The organism is Pseudomonas sp. BB438, assembly GCF_057180225.1.
In genome coordinates this window covers 1,297,234-1,312,333 of record NZ_CM170001.1, presented here as the reverse complement: position 1 = coordinate 1,312,333, position 15,100 = coordinate 1,297,234, and the positions used below count along the sequence as shown (strand labels likewise).

The following is a 15,100-nucleotide window of genomic DNA, read 5'->3' as shown; positions in this document are numbered from 1 at the left end:
AGGCGCGCCCTCGCTCCGCTCGTAGACCTTGCTCGAGAGCCAGCGCGCGCCACGCCTGCGCGCCTCCCTTATTTCAGAATCGTCTTAGGGTGCCCGGAGGTGGATCGCAGCTCTAATAGCGCAAAGGCTCCACCTTGAGAGCTGTTTCAGATCCAGCGAGAACCCTTGCCGTGGCCATCTTCGGAAAACTTGCAGACTTCTCCGTCAAGGAAATCCTCTCCGTCATCGGTGGGCGCTCCGGCAATCTTCTGATCGAAAACGATGGAGGCCACCGCCTGCGCGTACACCTGTCCGGTGGCCGCATCACCCATGTCAGCTTCGAACGCGCACTGGACTCTTCCCAGGAAATTTCGCTGTTGCTCAAGCGTCTGGGCGACGGACAAGGCTCTTTTCACTTCGACAATGACGTCGACGCCCCATCTTCGACGGGCTCGCTCGCGCTGAATTGGGAAGAGCTGCTGCTCGCCAGCGACAACGACGCGCAGGGCGACGCCCTGGCAGACGCCCTGCCCCACCCGCAAACGCGCTTCATGCTCATCAAAGGCCGCAACGTGCAGTTGCCCCCGCCGCTGAACGATTTCCTGCTGCGCAGCAGCCACTTCCTGGAGGGCGGCACCAGCGCCGAGCAGTTGAGCAAAAAGCTCGGCATCCCCCTGGAAACCGTGCAACTGCAGCTCCGGCAATTGCGCGAGGTAAAGAAGATCTGGCCAGTGCGCGCCTATACCGAGCCCTCGAATGCCTCGCGCACTCACACCAACAATTCCCTCGCCAAACGCCTGCTGGGACTCTTCCTGAAATGAAATCGATCGTGAAAATACTGGTCTCCGGCCCTGTTGGCGCAGGGAAAACCACACTGATCCGAACGCTGTCGATGATCCCGGTGGTGAATACCGACGAGCTCAGCAGCGAGGAGATCGGCAAGGAGCAGACCACCGTCGCCCTGGATTTCGGCCAGATGGACCTCGGCGAATTCAGCCTGCACCTGTTCGGCACTCCCGGGCAGAGCCGCTTCGACTTCATGTGGGAAGTCCTCGGCGAAGGCGCCTTCGGCATGCTGCTGCTGGTGGCCTGCCACCGCCCCGAAGATTTCCCCAAGGCCCGGCGGATCCTCGAGTTCGTCACCAGCCGCCATCCCATTCCCTTCCTGATCGCCCTGACCCATGGCGACGTCGGCGGCGCAGCCTGGCAGCCCGAAGACGTCGCCGCCTACTTCGGCATCCCCACCGAGCAGGTCGTCTCGATCAATCCCGAGGTTCGGGACAGTGCAGAGCTTGCCCTCATCCAGCTGGTCCGCCAGCTGTGCATCTAATCGACAGACAACGCTTCTCGGGAGCGGAGGTTTCACCATGAGCAAACAGAACCAGTTACTGGCGGCGCTGGATCGCCTGAACAAGGCGATCCCGTCGATCAAGGGCAGCCTGCTGAGCACCCTGGACGGCATCTCCATCGTCCACGTCATCAATGACACATCGGTCGACCCCGCACGCGTTGCCGCCATGTCCGCAACGGCCATTGGCGTGGGCAAGCGCATCAGCGAGACGCTGAAGGTCGGCCAGTCCCGCGAAATCAGCCTGCAGGCCAGCGAGGGCCGCGTGTTCATCTACCTGGTGGGCAGCAAGGCCTGCCTGTCGCTGGTCACGCTGCCCGACAGCAACACCGGCCTGATCCAGCTCGAGGTGGCCGACACCATCGAACAGCTGAACGCCATTCTTTGAGTAAGAGCAGACCATGAGCGAAGACCGCAAAAGCTGGGAAACCAAGAACGAAGCCATCGTCCGGGAGCTGCTGCAGCTGATCGATCTCTCCGAGCAGGAATGCGCCCTGCTCGCCAGCCTGCAGCCCCAGGCCACGGCAGCCGCCGAGCAACTGGTCGTGGACTTCTACGACCGCCTGCTCAAGCACGAAGCGACCCGCGAGTTCATCACCGACAGCAAGCGCCTGGGCAACACCCTGGCCGCCTGGTTCAGCGAACTGTTCGGCGGTGTCTATGACGACGCCTACGCCCTCAAGCGCCTGAGCATCGGCATGGTGCACGTGCGAATCGGCCTGCCGGTGCGCTACCCGCTGGCGATGCTCGACGTGATCGCGCAGCACGGCGAGAAGGTCGCAGCCGCCAAGGGCCCTGAAGCGGTCGCGGCCTTCCGCAAGATCCTCGCGCTGGACGTGGCGACCTTCAACCAGTCCTACGAAAGCAACCAGCTCAGCCACCTGGCGGAGCTGACCGGCAGCGAGCGCCTGGCCCGCCGCCTGCTCGCCGGCATGTGATCCCCGGGCCGGCGCTCGCAGGCGCCGGCCATGCTCACCCAGGCGGGGCCGCAAAGGCCCCGCTCTAAGGCCGTCAGGGCCTGGCATCGAACAGCAACTGCCCCGTCGCCGGATCGAAGGGAATCGAGAAGTGCTCGTGGGCAATCTTCCACTGCCCCGCTTCCCGCCGCAGGCCGACGGTGACCCGCGCCCAGGAGGCGTTGTGCTGGCCCTTGTCGTCGGTGCCACCGCAGTAGGCTAGGTAGTGCCCGAAGGCCATCTCGCCGCCGCGTTCGAAGCTCAGTTCATGTATCTCGAAAGTGGGTTCCCTGCATATCTGCGTGCAGTCGCGCCAATGGCTGGCGTAGGCCTCGACGCCTTTGAATTGCAGCTGCTTCACCGCATCGAAGGCAAGGATGTCGCGGGTGTAATGGCGGGTGATGCCGTCCACGTCAGAGGCGCGCACGCACTTCAGCCAGCTCTCCAGCAGCGCATGCAGTTCACGGTGGGTGGCGTTCTTTTCAGCGGCCGTCATGAGATTTTCCTCCGCGTCACGGGTCAGAAGCCACAGCAGCTGTGCGCCGCTGCGACGTCGTCGTATTCATCGTGGAAGCGCGTCCAGTTCATGCCCTTGCCCTGGTAATCGGGCATTCCGCCCCAGCCTTCGCCGCGCCCCAGCGGGGTGAGGTCGAGCAGGTGGTAGGTGAGCAGCGGCGCCTCCAGTCCGCGGCCGTAGGTCGAGTAGCTATGGAATACCTGGTCGCCGTCGCGCAGGAACACGCTCATGCCCGGCTGCTCGCCGCGCACGTGGTAGTCCTGGCCAAGCCGCTCCAGCTCTGCCTTGTCCCGGTAGTTGTATTCCACCGGGGCAATGGACTCATCGACGCTGACGTGGAAGTCGTAGTTGAAGTCGCTGCCGAACGACGAATACCAGGGGAACTGCCAGCCCATGCGCGAGCGGAACGGCGCGAGCTCCTCCAGCGGCGCGCGGGACACCATGGCAAACGTGGTGCCGCGGGCGTGCAGGTGCTCCAGCCGACCGAGGTTGTCGATCAGGTAGGAGCAGCCCTCGCAGCCCAGCCCTGTGTCGCGGTGGAACATGAAGTGGTAGACGATCAACTGCGGTCGCCCTTCGAACAGGTCGAGCAGGCGCAGCGGGCCGTGCGGGCCCTCGAAGCGGTAGTCCTTGTCGATGCGCACCACCGGCAACTCGCGGCGCTGGGCGTTGAGCGCGTCGCGGGCTTTGGTGGCAGCCTTTTCCTGCTCCAGCAGGCGGATACGCGCCTGGCGCCAGGCGGCCTGCGAAACCACTCTTGGAAACGCCTGATTGGCCAGTTTCATGTCGCACGCTCCTGGGAAAGCTCCCGATGCTCGTTGGGCCGGGCGCGGCGCTTGCCACGCAGGCGGGTGACGGCGAATGCGCTGACGCCGCCGGCGGAAAGAACGCTGGTCACGGCCAGCGTCAGGGTCGATACGCACAGAGGGCACATGGCTCACCTCCTTCGGGTTGCGGGTTGCCTCAGCCCTTTTCGGCCAGCGCCTTGAGGTTGGCCAGGCCCGCCTCGAAGTCCTTGCCGACCATGCTGTCCACGTCGATGAACAGGTGCATGATCTTCGCCACGAAGGGCACCGGGCCGAACATCGCCCAGGTCACCTCGGTGCCGCCGTCGCGCGGCACCAGGGTGAACTCGGCGGTGTTGCTGGCCTTGAACGGCTTGAGGAAGTCCAGCGCGATGCTCACGCGGCTGCCGGGGTCGCTCTCGAGGATCTCCATCCGCCCTGCCCCGGCCTTGCCGTTGCCTTCCCAGGCATACACCGCGCCCCGGCCCCGCTCGGCGCCGGAGAAGCTGCGCTGCATCTGCGGATCGAGCTTCTCGTAGGGCGACCATTGCCCCCACTGGTGGAAGTCATCGATATAGCCCTGGATCCTCTCCGGTGGCGCCTGGATGCGCATGGTGCGCTCCACGCGGAAGGTGCCCGGGCGATTCGCCGCCAGCACCACGACCACCACCACAGCCACTACCACCACCAACGCAAGCCACTTGAGCATCACATCCTCCTGATGTCGCAGTTGAAACCGGGCCTCAGCGCCCGGCGAAGTATCGGTCCCAGTCGCGCACCGGGCGGACTTCCACGGCGCCCAGGCGGCCGCTGGGAATGCGCTCGGCGATCTGCAACGCCTCGTTGAGGTCGCGGGCGTCGATCAGCACGAAGCCGCCCAGGTACTCGCGGGTCTCGGCGAAGGGGCCGTCGGTGATCGACAGCCCCGTCGCGCCATGTCGCAGCGTCGTCGCCGTCTCCACCGTCTCCAGCGCCTCGGACGCCAGCACCCGCCCGGCCCTCCGCTGGTACTCGTCGTTGGCGAAGCACTCGTCCATCAGCCGGCGGCACTCCGCATCCGAGAGGCTGGAGAGCCGCTGGTCATCCACATAGATCAGGCAGAGGTACTTCATGGTCGTCTCCGGCGCGCGCTGTGCTTGCAGTTACCTCATAGTCGAAGCACGCAGAAGGGAATCGACAACCGCACGGCGTTTTTTTACGCACCGCATGACCGTACTCCGGCGAATCCCGGCGCAGAGCTTCGTCACGGCTTGACCACCGCTCGTCAGGCTCCGAGACCCTGGCGTGCCGGCGCTTTCAGATTCGTCTCAGAGCGTTTTGAGACCCATGTGGAGATTATTGGCTTGGGAAAAATCCCCCTGACCATGGAGCTCAAGAGAATGAAACTTCACGCAACCGCCCTCGCTGTCGCAGCCGCGTTCGCTGTGCCGGGCTTTGCTTTCGCCGCCAACACCATCAACTTCAGCGGTGAAGTGACCGACCAGACCTGCTCGGCCGTGGTCGACGGCAACACCGACCCGACCGTGATCCTCGACAGCGTCCCGGTCAGCGCCCTGAACGGTTCTGTCGGCCAGACCACCGGCGAGACCAGCTTCACCCTGCAACTGACCGGTTGCGCCGCGCCCAGCGGTGCCGACGAGCATTTCACCACCCTGTTCCAGGCCACCAACGCCACCGCGTCGGGCAACCTGACCAACACCGCCACCAGCGGTGCCACCGGCGTAGCCCTGCAGCTGCTCGACGCTCCGGCCGGCAACCCGGTGAACCTGGCAGGCGGCGCTGCCGTGGCCGCCGGTGACATCGTCCTCGCCGACGGTGAAACCAGCGCCAGCTACGACTACGCCGTGCAGTACATCTCCGAAGCCGCCACCGTGACCCCGGGTCCGGTCCTCGGCTCGGTGACCTACACCCTGCGTTACGAGTGACACCCGGCGGCGCCTTCGGGTGCCGCCTTCCCGCAGTACGCCGCTCGGGGTTCGGGCCCCGAGCAGCCCGCTTCACAGGTGAACCGGATGAACGCCCTCCCACTGCGACCGCTTCGCGCGGCCACGCTTGCGCTCGCCCTGCTGGCAGCCGTCAGCGCCCCCTTCGCCCAGGCCAGCGTGGTGATCACCGGCACCCGCGTCATCTACCCCGGCGACGCCCGGGAGAAGACCGTGCAGCTGACCAACAAGGACGGTTTCCCCAACGTCATCCAGGCCTGGATCGACGTCAACGATCCCGCCTCCACCCCGGATACCGCCAAGGCGCCCTTCGTGGTGAACCCGTCGGTATCGCGCATGGCACCCGGCAGCGGCCAGACCCTGCGCATTCTCTTCACCGGTTCCGGGCTGCCCCAGGACCGCGAATCGCTGTTCCACCTCAATGTGCTGCAGATCCCGCCCCGTAACGCCGCCAAGGCCGACCAGAACCAGATGCTGCTGATGCTGCGCAACCGTCTGAAGCTGTTCTATCGCCCGTCCGGCATCGCCGGCAATCCGGAACAACTGGCAGAGAAGCTGCGCTTTTCCCTGGAGCAGAACGGCGGCAGCTGGAGCGTGAAGGTGGAGAACCCCACCGGTTACCACGCCTCTTTCGGCGGCGCGACGCTCAGCGTCGGCGAGCGCCAGTGGACGCTGCAGCCGAGCATGATCGCCCCCATGGGCCAGGCCAACTGGAAAGCCGAAAAGGCCTCCGCCCTGCCCGCCGGCCCCGCGCGACTGTCCGCCCTGCTGATCAATGACTACGGCGCAAGAGTGGAACTTCGCCATGATCTGCCGCGTTGATCGTGCCCACGGACCGCTGCTGCCGTTCGCGCTGGGCGTCCTCGCCATGGCGGTCGCGGGCATCGCCCTGGGCGATGCGGACTACCGCTTCGATGACAGTCTGCTGATGGGCTCAGGCTTGGCCGGCGGCAATCTGGAGCGGTTCAACCGCGCGGACCAGGTGGACCCGGGCACCTACCACGTCGACCTCTACCTGAACGGGCAGTACGCTGCCCGCGCGGAAGTGGAAATGCGCCAGCACGGCGAGCGCGCCGAGCCCTGCTTCAGCGAGCGCTTCCTGCGCCAGAGCCTCGGTGCGCGCCCGGACCCGCTGGCCGGCAAGGACGACCAGGGTATCTGCCACTGGCTCACCGAGCGCCTGCCGGATTCGACCTGGAACCTCGACACCGCGCGCCTGCGCCTGGACCTCTCGGTGCCCCAGGCACTGCTCGACATCAAGCCGCGCGGCTATGTCAGCCCGGACGAATGGGACGCCGGCAGCACCATGGGCTTCGTCAACTACGACGCCAACCTCTACCGTTCCTCCTTCGAGGGCTCCGGCAGCAGCGGCGATTCGGACTACGGCTACCTGGGCCTGAGCGGCGGCGTGAACCTCGGTCTGTGGCGCCTGCGCCACCAGTCCAACTACACCTATTCCAGCTATGCGGGGAACACCCGCAGCGACTGGAACAGCATTCGCACCTACGCCCAGCGCGCCGTCCCCGGCCTGCGCAGCGAGCTGACGCTGGGCGACAGCTTCACCGAAGGCAACCTGTTCGGCAGCATGGGCTACCGCGGTGTGCGCCTGGCCACCGACGACCGCATGCTGCCCGATTCACAGCGCCAGTACGCCCCTCAAGTACGTGGCACCGCGAACACCAACGCACGGGTAGTGATCAGCCAGAACGGCAAGAAGATCCACGAGAGCACCGTGGCACCCGGCCCGTTCGTCATCGACGACCTCTACGGCACCGCCTACGACGGCGACCTGGACGTGCAGGTGATCGAGGCCGACGGCAGCGTCTCGCGCTTCTCCGTGCCGTTCTCCGCCGTGCCCGAATCCATGCGTCCGGGCCTGTCGCGCTATAGCGCCACGGTCGGCCAGGCGCGCCAGTACGGCGACGGCAACGACCTGTTCGGCGACCTGACCTATCAGCGCGGCCTGACCAATGCCCTCACCGCCAACCTCGGCACCCGTGTCGCCGAGGACTACCTGGCGGTGCTCGGCGGCGGCGTGCTGGCGACGCCCTACGGCGCCTTCGGCATGAACACCACCTTCTCCAGTGCCACCGTGGAGAACAACCAGCGCAAGCAGGGTTGGCGCGTCGGCCTGAACTACAGCCGGACCTTCCAGCCCACCCAGACCACCCTGACCCTGGCCGGCTACCGTTACTCCACCGAGGGCTACCGCGACCTCGGCGATGCGCTTTCGGCGCGCGACGCCAGCGACCACGGCGATAGCTGGGACTCGAGCAGCTACAAACAGCGCAACCAGTTCACCCTGCTGGTCAACCAGGGCCTGGGGCAGTACGGCAATCTTTATCTGTCCGGCTCCACCAGCGACTACTACGACGGCAAGAGCCGCGATACCCAATTGCAGGTCGGCTACTCCAACATCTGGCGCCAGCTCAGCTACAACCTCTCCTACTCGCGCCAGCAGACCACCTGGTACCGCAATGTGGACAGCGACTACGACCCCTCGCAGCCACCGCAGTACAACCTGCAGCACGGCAGCAGCCGCAACAACACCCTGACCCTGAGCCTCTCCATGCCGCTGGGCTCCTCCAGCCGCGCCCCCAACTTCAGTGCGATGGCCTCACGGCGTAGCGGCGACACCAGCGGCAGCACCTACCAGACCGGCCTCAACGGCACCCTGGGCGAAGAGCGCACCCTGAGCTACGCACTCTCGGCCGGCCGCGACAGCGAAGGCCAGGGCACCGACTTCAATGGCAGCCTGCAGAAGCAGACCTCGGTCGCCACGTTCAACGCCGGCTACGCCGAAAGCTCATCGTACCGCCAGGTCAACGGCGGCATGCGCGGTGCAGCAGTGCTGCACAGCGGCGGCCTGACCCTCGGCCCCTACGTCGGCGATACCTTCGCCCTGGTGGAGGCCAAGGGCGCCAGCGGCGCCGGCGTGCGCGGCGGCCAGGGCGCGCGGGTGGACAGCAACGGCTACGCCGTGGTGCCGTCGCTCTCGCCCTATCGCTACAACCCCATCAGCCTCGACCCGCAAGGCATCGACGAGAACGCCGAGCTGGTGGAAACCGAACGCAAGATCGCCCCCTACGCTGGCGCCGCCGTGAAGGTCGAGTTCAAGACCCTCACCGGCCACCCCTTGCTGATCCAGGCGAAACTCCCCGATGGGGAACCGCTGCCGCTGGGCGCTGACGTACTCGACGGCAATGGCGTGAACATCGGCATGGTCGGCCAGGGCGGGCAGGTCTATGCCCGCGCCGAAGGAGAGAAAGGGCGTCTGCGCGTGCAGTGGGGCGAGCGCAAGGAAGACGCCTGCCAGCTTCCCTACGACCTCAAGGGCACCGACCTCGATCAGGTCCTGGTGCGCCTGCAGGCAACCTGCCTTCCGGAGGCCTCATGAACCCAGTCCTGCGCAGCCTGCCGCTGCTCGCCCTGCTGCTCGCTCCGAGCGCCTGGGCCACCTGCTACAAGGTCACCAGCGTCGGCAGCGCCACCACCACTTCCAATACGGCGATCCGCCCCGGTGAAGGAAGCGCGGGTTCCTGGTCCGGCTCCCTCGACGACAGCAACGGCTCCCTCGGCCTGCCGTCGGTGATCAATGTCAGCGACTCCAGCTTCCAGCCCTACGGCACCCTGCTCGCCAGCTCGGTCGCCCCCTTCACACAGTACGGGGTCTCTGCCGGCTATGACCCAGAAAGGGTGTTCTTCCGCTGCACAGCGGGGGACGCAGTCTACGAAATGTTCTCCACCAACGCCGACGACCTCTATAGCGGCTACTACAACGGTGGCGACACCGTGGGCAATTCCATCGGCCTGCAGGCTGCGTACCGTACCGCCTGGCCCAACGTGCTGCTGCGCCTGACCCACGTGGAAACCGGCCAGTACTTCACCGACGTCTGGCGCGAGCGCCAGCTCAGCGGGCTGGACTCCGACTCGCGTGGCTTCCAGCTGGTCAAGGCGAAGAACCTCAGTGCAGTGCGCGCCGAACTCTTCAGTGCACCGCTGGAGTCCACCCAGGGCTATTCGCCGAATACGAAATCGCAGCTGTACGGCCGTACCCAGCCCGCGGGCTACATCGCCATCAAGGGCCCGGGTCTGTCCTACCCCAGAGTCGGTGAAACCCACTACGCCAACTACTCCGGCTGGTACGGTAACTGGCCCGCCTCCATCGGCCTGTACGGCGACGTCACGCTCAAGCGCTACCCGACCTGCGCCGTCACCAACGTCACGCCGCACGTGGTATTCCCGTCGATCTCCATCGGTGAGATCAACGCCGGAGCCAGCCGCGAGATGCCCTTCCAGGTCGACTTCAAATGTCAGACCGGCGTGCTCAGCAGCACCACCCCCAGCACCAGCCAATCCGGCACCAGCGGCACCGCGCTGGGTATCAAGGTCTCCGCCGGAGCGCTGGCGGCCTCGTCGGGGCTGGGGCTGGTCAACGCCAGCGGCGGTTTGTCCTACCTGGTCTCCGACCGCTACGGCGAGACGGGTATGGCCCAGGGCGTGGGCATCCGCCTGCTGCGCAACGGCAGCGCGATGAACCTGCTGGCCAACGAGGATTCCGCCAACGGCAGCAACGCCGAAGCGCGCGGCTGGTACCCGGTGATCGGCAACGCCTCGAACAAGACCGGCGAGGTCAGCGGCATCTCCCAGTACAGCGAGACGTTCCGCGCGCGCCTGGAAAAACTCAGCGTCGGCAGCATGCCCACCGTCACCCCTGGCCGCGTGGAAGCCACCGCGCAGGTGGTGATTCGTGTGCAGTAAGCGGTTACGCGCGGCTCTGCTGGGGCTGGTGCTGCTGGCAGGCATGGACGCATGGGCCGGTGTCACCGCCGAACGTACCCGCGTAATTTTCGACGAAGGCCAGCGCGAGGCCTCGCTGGCCCTGGTGAACCAGAACGACTACCCCGTCATCGTGCAGGCCTGGATCGACAATGGCGATCTGGATGGCGCGCCGCAGACTGCCCAGGCCCCTCTCATGCCGCTGCCGCCGGTATTCCGCCTGAACCCCGGACAACTGCGCAGCCTGCGCCTGCTCCATACCGGCGAGGCGCTACCCAAGGACCGCGAATCGCTGTACTGGCTCAATATCTACGAGATTCCTCCCCAGTCCGGTGACCCGCTGGCCGAAGGACAGTCGCGCCTGACCGTCACCCTGCGCACGCAGATGAAGGTCATCTATCGCCCGCGTGCCCTGACCAAGGACGCAGAACAGGCCGCGGGCCGGTTGGTCTTCCGCAGGACCGGCACTCAGGTGCAGGTGGAAAATCCCACCGCCTACTTCATCACCCTCGCCGGCGCCGAGGTTCGCCAGGGCTCGGCTGGCTCGCCCTTGCCGGCCGAACTCCTGCCGCCCTTTTCGCAACGCCTGCTCTCCCCCACCCAGGCCTTGCCGGCCAGCGCGAGCGAGGTGCGCTACCTGTGGATCGATGATGGCGGCAACAGCCAGCAGGAAACCGCGCCGCTGCGCTGAGTCACCGCGGAGGTCTGCAGCGCGTACGCTGACGGCGCCCGTCCCGCGCGGTGCAGGCGCTACTGGAACAGGTTGGCCTTCACGCAGAACGTCAGCAACGCCTGATCGGTCTCCACATCCAGCTTGCGCATGGCGGAGATCTTCTGCGCGCTCACGGTCTTCACGCTGCGGTTCAGGAACAGCGCAATGTCGCGCACGCTCATCCCCGACACGAAGTGGCGCAGCACCTCGTACTCCTTCACCGACAGGCTGGCGATGCGCCCCTCCACATCGTCGCCGCTCGTCAGCACGCTGTTCGCCGACTGCATGCCTGGCCCACGGTAGATGCGGTCCTGGGAGAGCGCCTTGAGCGCCACCAGGATTTCGTCGAGGTCACCATTTTTCAGGATCACGCCCGACACCCCCAGGTCGTAGAGACTGGAGAGGATCAGCGGGTTGGACAGCATGGTGAGGATCAGGATGCGCGTATCGGGGAAGTTGCGCAGCAGGTACTCGATCAGCTTGATGCCGTCCCCGTAGGTCTGGTCGCCCGGCATGTTGTAGTCGGTGATGACGATGGCCGGGCGCTGCTCGCGGTACAGCGCCACCAGCTCGCTGGAGTTGTGCGCCTCACCGATCACCTCGAAGCGATCATCCCGCTCGATCACCTCGCGAACTCCCATCAGGACGATGGGATGGTCATCCGCTAGTGCCACTCTGACTTTTTCCATGAGTATCTTGTGTCCCAACGTTTGCATTCGACGGCCGACCACGGGGGCACGACCACTCTTCCAGAGTAGCCCCGGTTACCGGCCAGGTTCTCAGAGGCTGGCCAGAGCCACCTCGATTCGTCTCATCAGTGTCGTCACTGCTGTAGACAGCTCCGGTCCGGCAGGCTGCGCGATCAGCGCCTCCTCCACCGCACCGCAGGCGTCGCTGAGCTCGTGGGCCTGGACGACCGCGAGCGCACCGCGCAGGCGATGCACCTGCTGACGAACGGTCGCCAGGTCATTGCTCTGCAGGGCGTCCGCCACACCCTGCATATCCTGGCGCATGGTGCGCAGAAACAGATCACGCATTTTCTCCGAGACCTGGATGCGATCCTCAGTCGGCAGGTTCGGCGCCGTGTCGGCTTCCGCCGGTTCTGTGGCGAGTTGACCGCACACCTTGAGCAGCCCGTCATGCAGCGTACGCAGGCTCATCGGCTTGACCAGCCAGGCATTCATGCCCACCTCCATGCAGCGCTCCCCCTCCTCGCGCAAAGCGTTGGCGGTGACGCCGATGATCGGCAGCCAACTGTCGTGGCGCCGCAGTTCCCCCACCAGTTCGTAGCCGTTCATGACCGGCATGTTCACATCGGTCAGCAACGCATCGAAAGCACCGGGCGCCCAGCGCTGCAGTGCTTCCCGACCATTGCCGGTAAGCGTGACGGAGCAGCCGAGCTCCTCAAGCTGCTCCTTGAGCAGCGCCTGGTTGATGGGGTTGTCCTCGGCCACCAGCACCCGCAGACCGAGTTTGCCGAGCCGGGCGACGCGGGGCATCTGCCGCGCCTCGCTGGTTTCGCCCTGCTGCGCCAGGCGCAGCGCCTGGGCAATACCGGCCAAGTGGAACAGGCTCACCTCCCAGCCTCGCGCGGTGGCCTGGGGCTGCGCAGTGGCCTCGGCCAGAGCCCGGACCCGCGGGCCACGCCACTGCGAGTCGTCACCAACGGAGTCGAGCAGTTCCAGCAGCACCGCACCGGGCGGCAGCTCCGTCGGCAACTCGTCCTGCACCAGCGGCAAGCCGCCCCAGCACTCGATCCAGGTGCCCAGGCTCTGCCCCAGCTCCCTCACCGGAGCCCGTACATAGACCGGTTGCGGCAACAGCGATGCACCATCTGCCAGCGGCTGGGCGCGCTCCAGCACCGGTAGCGCCAGGGTGAAGGTGAAGCTGCTGCCCAGCCCGGTTTCGCTCACCACCCGCAACTGGCCGCCCATCAACTGGCTCAGCCGTGCGCAGATCGACAACCCGAGACCGGTGCCGCTGACCGTGTGCTCGTGGCCGTGGGCCTGGTAGAAGGGCTCGAACAGGCGCTGCTGCTGGACGTCGGACATGCCGATGCCGGTGTCCGTCACCTGCCATTGCAGGGCCGTCTCGCCTTTCTCGCCGGCGACGATGCGCAAACGCAGCACCACGCGGCCAATGTCGGTGAACTTGAGCGCGTTGCTCAGCAGGTTGGCGAGAATCTGCCGGATGCGCCCCGCATCGCCACGCACCAGGCCGGGCACGGTCGACTCGATGCAGGCATAGAGCTGCAGATCCTTGCCCTCGGCCACGCCGGCGTATCCGGCGACCACGTCCTCGGCCAGCTCCAGCGGGTTGAACTCCACCGCCTCCAGGGCCATCTGCCCGGCTTCGATCTTGGACACGTCGAGGATGTCGCTGATCAGTTGCAGCAGCGTCGAGGACGAGCGCTGGATGGTGGCGAGATAGTCGCGCTGGTGACGGGTCAGCTCTGTCAGTCCGAGCAGTTCCAGGGTGCCCAGCACGCCATACAGCGGCGTGCGAATTTCGTGGCTCATGGTGGCAAGGAAAACCGATTTCGCTTCGCTGGCAGCATCCGCCGTGCGCTTGGCATCGGCCAGCATCCGCTGCGCCTGCTTGTGCGCGCTGATGTCATTGAATGCACAGAGCACCACGTTCTCGCCCCGGTAACGGGTCGGTGCAAAACTGGCATGCAGTACCCTCTCGCCCACGTCGAAAACCAGCTCGCCGTTGCTCCCGCCGATCTTTCCGCTCAGGTCCCAGTCGCGGCTGATGCGCTGGATGGCCTCGGCGTCCCCCAGCCATTGCTCGGCCAACCGGTTCTGCATCACCACCTGGTGGCTGCCGTGCCGCAAGACACAGAGCGCCACCGGCGCCGTCTGGATCACCGCGCGGCTGAAGGCGTCGCTCTCGACGATCTCCAGATGAGCCCGGCGCGCCGGCTTGATCACCCGCCGCGAATACCAGCGAATGGCGAGCCAGCCGCCGGCCAAGCTGCCGAGGATCAGCGCCAGAGCGCCGAGGAACTGCCACTTGGCATAACGGAAGAAGCTGGCGTAGCTCAGGCGATAGAGTGCGGTCCAACCACCGTCGAACTCGCTGCGGATCTTGAACACCAGGCCGTCGGCGCTGATGTTCAGACCGTCGTCGTACTCTTTCTCGCCACCGGAAAAATCGATCAGTACCTGTCCGCGGGGCGAGATCAGCTCCAGTTCGTCGAACACCGGGCGGTCGAGGATCTGCTCGAGATCGTTGATCCGCCCCAGGTCCAGCAACGACACCGCGACCACACGGCGGTCCAGGTCGGACTCCCACCACAACGCATCGGGCAGGTCGAGGCTGACATAGGCCAGAAGCTCCCGGCCCCCGCCACCGGTGTAGGACTTCGCCTGCGCCCAGTGCACCTGGGTGTCGCTGCGTTTGGGCGAGCGCTCCTCCAGCGCCAGGCGCACGCTCTCGATAACCGGCAGGTAATTGCGCCGAGTCAGCGGACGCTGATCCCGGAAGTTGCCAATGGAAGGCACGGCGAGGCTGGTCGGCCCGTGCAGGTCGAGCACCAGCACCTGCGGCGACGGGTAGGAGGATGCGCTCCAGTAGCTGCTGTAGAAGTTGGCCAGCATCACGCCGAACGAGAAGGTGCCGGGACGCTCCTGCGGGGTGGCTTGGCGCACCTGTTGCGCGAGGGTGAAAGACATGGCGAAGGAAAACTCCCGCCCCTCGTGGATCTCCATGCCGTTTTCGCGGATCAGCATGCGCCGCTGCAGCGGGATCACGTCCAGGTCCTGGCGCTGGGTGGACTCGTCGCTCTGCTGCGCGACGCGGTTCAGAAAGGCTTCGTGCTCGTGGATATCGCCCACCAGCCGGCTGAAATGGAAATGCACCTTGTCGCGCTCTTCCTGCACCAGGCGCCCGAGCGCCCAGTAACAGGCACCCACCAGCATCAGGGTGAGGGAAACGGCGCACAGCAGCACGACATTCAGGCGCAGCGACGTGCTGGCCAGCTTACGAATCGAGCCGTTGTCATGTTCCTTCATGCAAAAGCATCCGGTGTCGCGGAAAGTGGCGGCGGAAGGCCCGCCGGATACCAGCAGACTGTAGA

Annotated in this window: 16 protein-coding genes; 9 read left to right on the top strand and 7 right to left on the bottom strand. The window is 65.9% G+C overall.

All coding sequences use genetic code 11. The features are described from left to right. Positions 1-170 precede the first annotated feature (170 nt). Genes AC1ZV1_RS06270 through AC1ZV1_RS06255 form a run of 4 tightly spaced genes read left to right on the top strand, consistent with a single transcriptional unit; the run spans position 171 to position 2,265 of the window. Positions 171-800, top strand: coding sequence for a DUF4388 domain-containing protein (locus AC1ZV1_RS06270; protein ID WP_484295972.1), 630 nt, complete (start codon positions 171-173; stop codon positions 798-800). Between the two features lie 8 nt (positions 801-808). Beyond that, positions 809-1,309: a GTP-binding protein gene (locus tag AC1ZV1_RS06265; protein ID WP_484295971.1), complete on the top strand. Its 501-nt coding sequence runs from the start codon at positions 809-811 to the stop codon at positions 1,307-1,309. Positions 1,310-1,346: 37 nt separating this feature from the next. Then, entirely contained in the window at positions 1,347-1,715 is a 369-nt protein-coding gene (locus tag AC1ZV1_RS06260; RefSeq protein WP_484295970.1) for a roadblock/LC7 domain-containing protein, read from the top strand. Between the two features lie 13 nt (positions 1,716-1,728). After that, positions 1,729-2,265, top strand: coding sequence for a protoglobin domain-containing protein (locus AC1ZV1_RS06255; protein WP_484295969.1), 537 nt, complete (start codon positions 1,729-1,731; stop codon positions 2,263-2,265). Between the two features lie 73 nt (positions 2,266-2,338). Here AC1ZV1_RS06255 and AC1ZV1_RS06250 read toward each other — a convergent pair whose 3' ends face one another. From AC1ZV1_RS06250 to AC1ZV1_RS06230, 5 genes are read right to left on the bottom strand one after another with little or no spacing between them, the layout of a single operon-like run. After that, a complete protein-coding gene (locus AC1ZV1_RS06250; protein ID WP_484295968.1) occupies positions 2,339-2,779 on the bottom strand; it encodes a YybH family protein in 441 nt (146 codons plus the stop codon). A gap of 23 nt (positions 2,780-2,802) precedes the next feature. Beyond that, the gene (locus tag AC1ZV1_RS06245) at positions 2,803-3,585 is read right to left on the bottom strand and encodes a DUF899 domain-containing protein (RefSeq protein ID WP_484295967.1); all 783 of its coding nucleotides are present in this window, start codon (positions 3,583-3,585) and stop codon (positions 2,803-2,805) included. Beyond that, a complete protein-coding gene (locus tag AC1ZV1_RS06240) occupies positions 3,582-3,734 on the bottom strand; it encodes a hypothetical protein (protein ID WP_484295966.1) in 153 nt (50 codons plus the stop codon). Before AC1ZV1_RS06240 ends, AC1ZV1_RS06245 begins: the two co-directional genes overlap by 4 nt. 29 nt (positions 3,735-3,763) lie before the next feature. Continuing rightward, a complete protein-coding gene (locus AC1ZV1_RS06235) occupies positions 3,764-4,294 on the bottom strand; it encodes an SRPBCC family protein (RefSeq protein ID WP_484295965.1) in 531 nt (176 codons plus the stop codon). Positions 4,295-4,328: 34 nt separating this feature from the next. Further along, entirely contained in the window at positions 4,329-4,697 is a 369-nt protein-coding gene (locus AC1ZV1_RS06230) for a YciI family protein (RefSeq protein ID WP_484295964.1), read from the bottom strand. Between the two features lie 267 nt (positions 4,698-4,964). Here AC1ZV1_RS06230 and AC1ZV1_RS06225 point away from each other — a divergent pair, with 267 nt between their 5' ends. From AC1ZV1_RS06225 to AC1ZV1_RS06205, 5 genes are all read left to right on the top strand, one after another. Then, complete coding sequence (locus AC1ZV1_RS06225) at positions 4,965-5,510, top strand: fimbrial protein (protein WP_484295963.1); 546 nt, start codon at positions 4,965-4,967, stop codon at positions 5,508-5,510. Positions 5,511-5,597: 87 nt separating this feature from the next. Beyond that, on the top strand, positions 5,598-6,350 hold the full coding sequence (locus AC1ZV1_RS06220; protein ID WP_484295962.1) for a fimbrial biogenesis chaperone: 753 nt from the start codon (positions 5,598-5,600) through the stop codon (positions 6,348-6,350). Continuing rightward, a complete protein-coding gene (locus tag AC1ZV1_RS06215; RefSeq protein ID WP_484295961.1) occupies positions 6,334-8,925 on the top strand; it encodes a fimbria/pilus outer membrane usher protein in 2,592 nt (863 codons plus the stop codon). Before AC1ZV1_RS06220 ends, AC1ZV1_RS06215 begins: the two co-directional genes overlap by 17 nt. Beyond that, the gene (locus tag AC1ZV1_RS06210) at positions 8,922-10,289 is read left to right on the top strand and encodes a fimbrial protein (RefSeq protein WP_484295960.1); all 1,368 of its coding nucleotides are present in this window, start codon (positions 8,922-8,924) and stop codon (positions 10,287-10,289) included. Before AC1ZV1_RS06215 ends, AC1ZV1_RS06210 begins: the two co-directional genes overlap by 4 nt. Beyond that, positions 10,279-10,998 carry a fimbrial biogenesis chaperone gene (locus tag AC1ZV1_RS06205; protein WP_484295959.1) on the top strand — a complete coding sequence of 240 codons (720 nt, stop codon included), beginning with the start codon at positions 10,279-10,281 and terminating at the stop codon, positions 10,996-10,998. Before AC1ZV1_RS06210 ends, AC1ZV1_RS06205 begins: the two co-directional genes overlap by 11 nt. A 59-nt stretch (positions 10,999-11,057) precedes the next feature. On the opposite strand, the gene AC1ZV1_RS06200 is transcribed toward AC1ZV1_RS06205, so the two are convergent. Beyond that, the gene (locus AC1ZV1_RS06200; RefSeq protein WP_484295958.1) at positions 11,058-11,708 is read right to left on the bottom strand and encodes a response regulator; all 651 of its coding nucleotides are present in this window, start codon (positions 11,706-11,708) and stop codon (positions 11,058-11,060) included. Between the two features lie 90 nt (positions 11,709-11,798). Beyond that, complete coding sequence (locus AC1ZV1_RS06195) at positions 11,799-15,035, bottom strand: hybrid sensor histidine kinase/response regulator (protein ID WP_484295957.1); 3,237 nt, start codon at positions 15,033-15,035, stop codon at positions 11,799-11,801. Between the last annotated feature and the right edge of the window lie 65 nt (positions 15,036-15,100).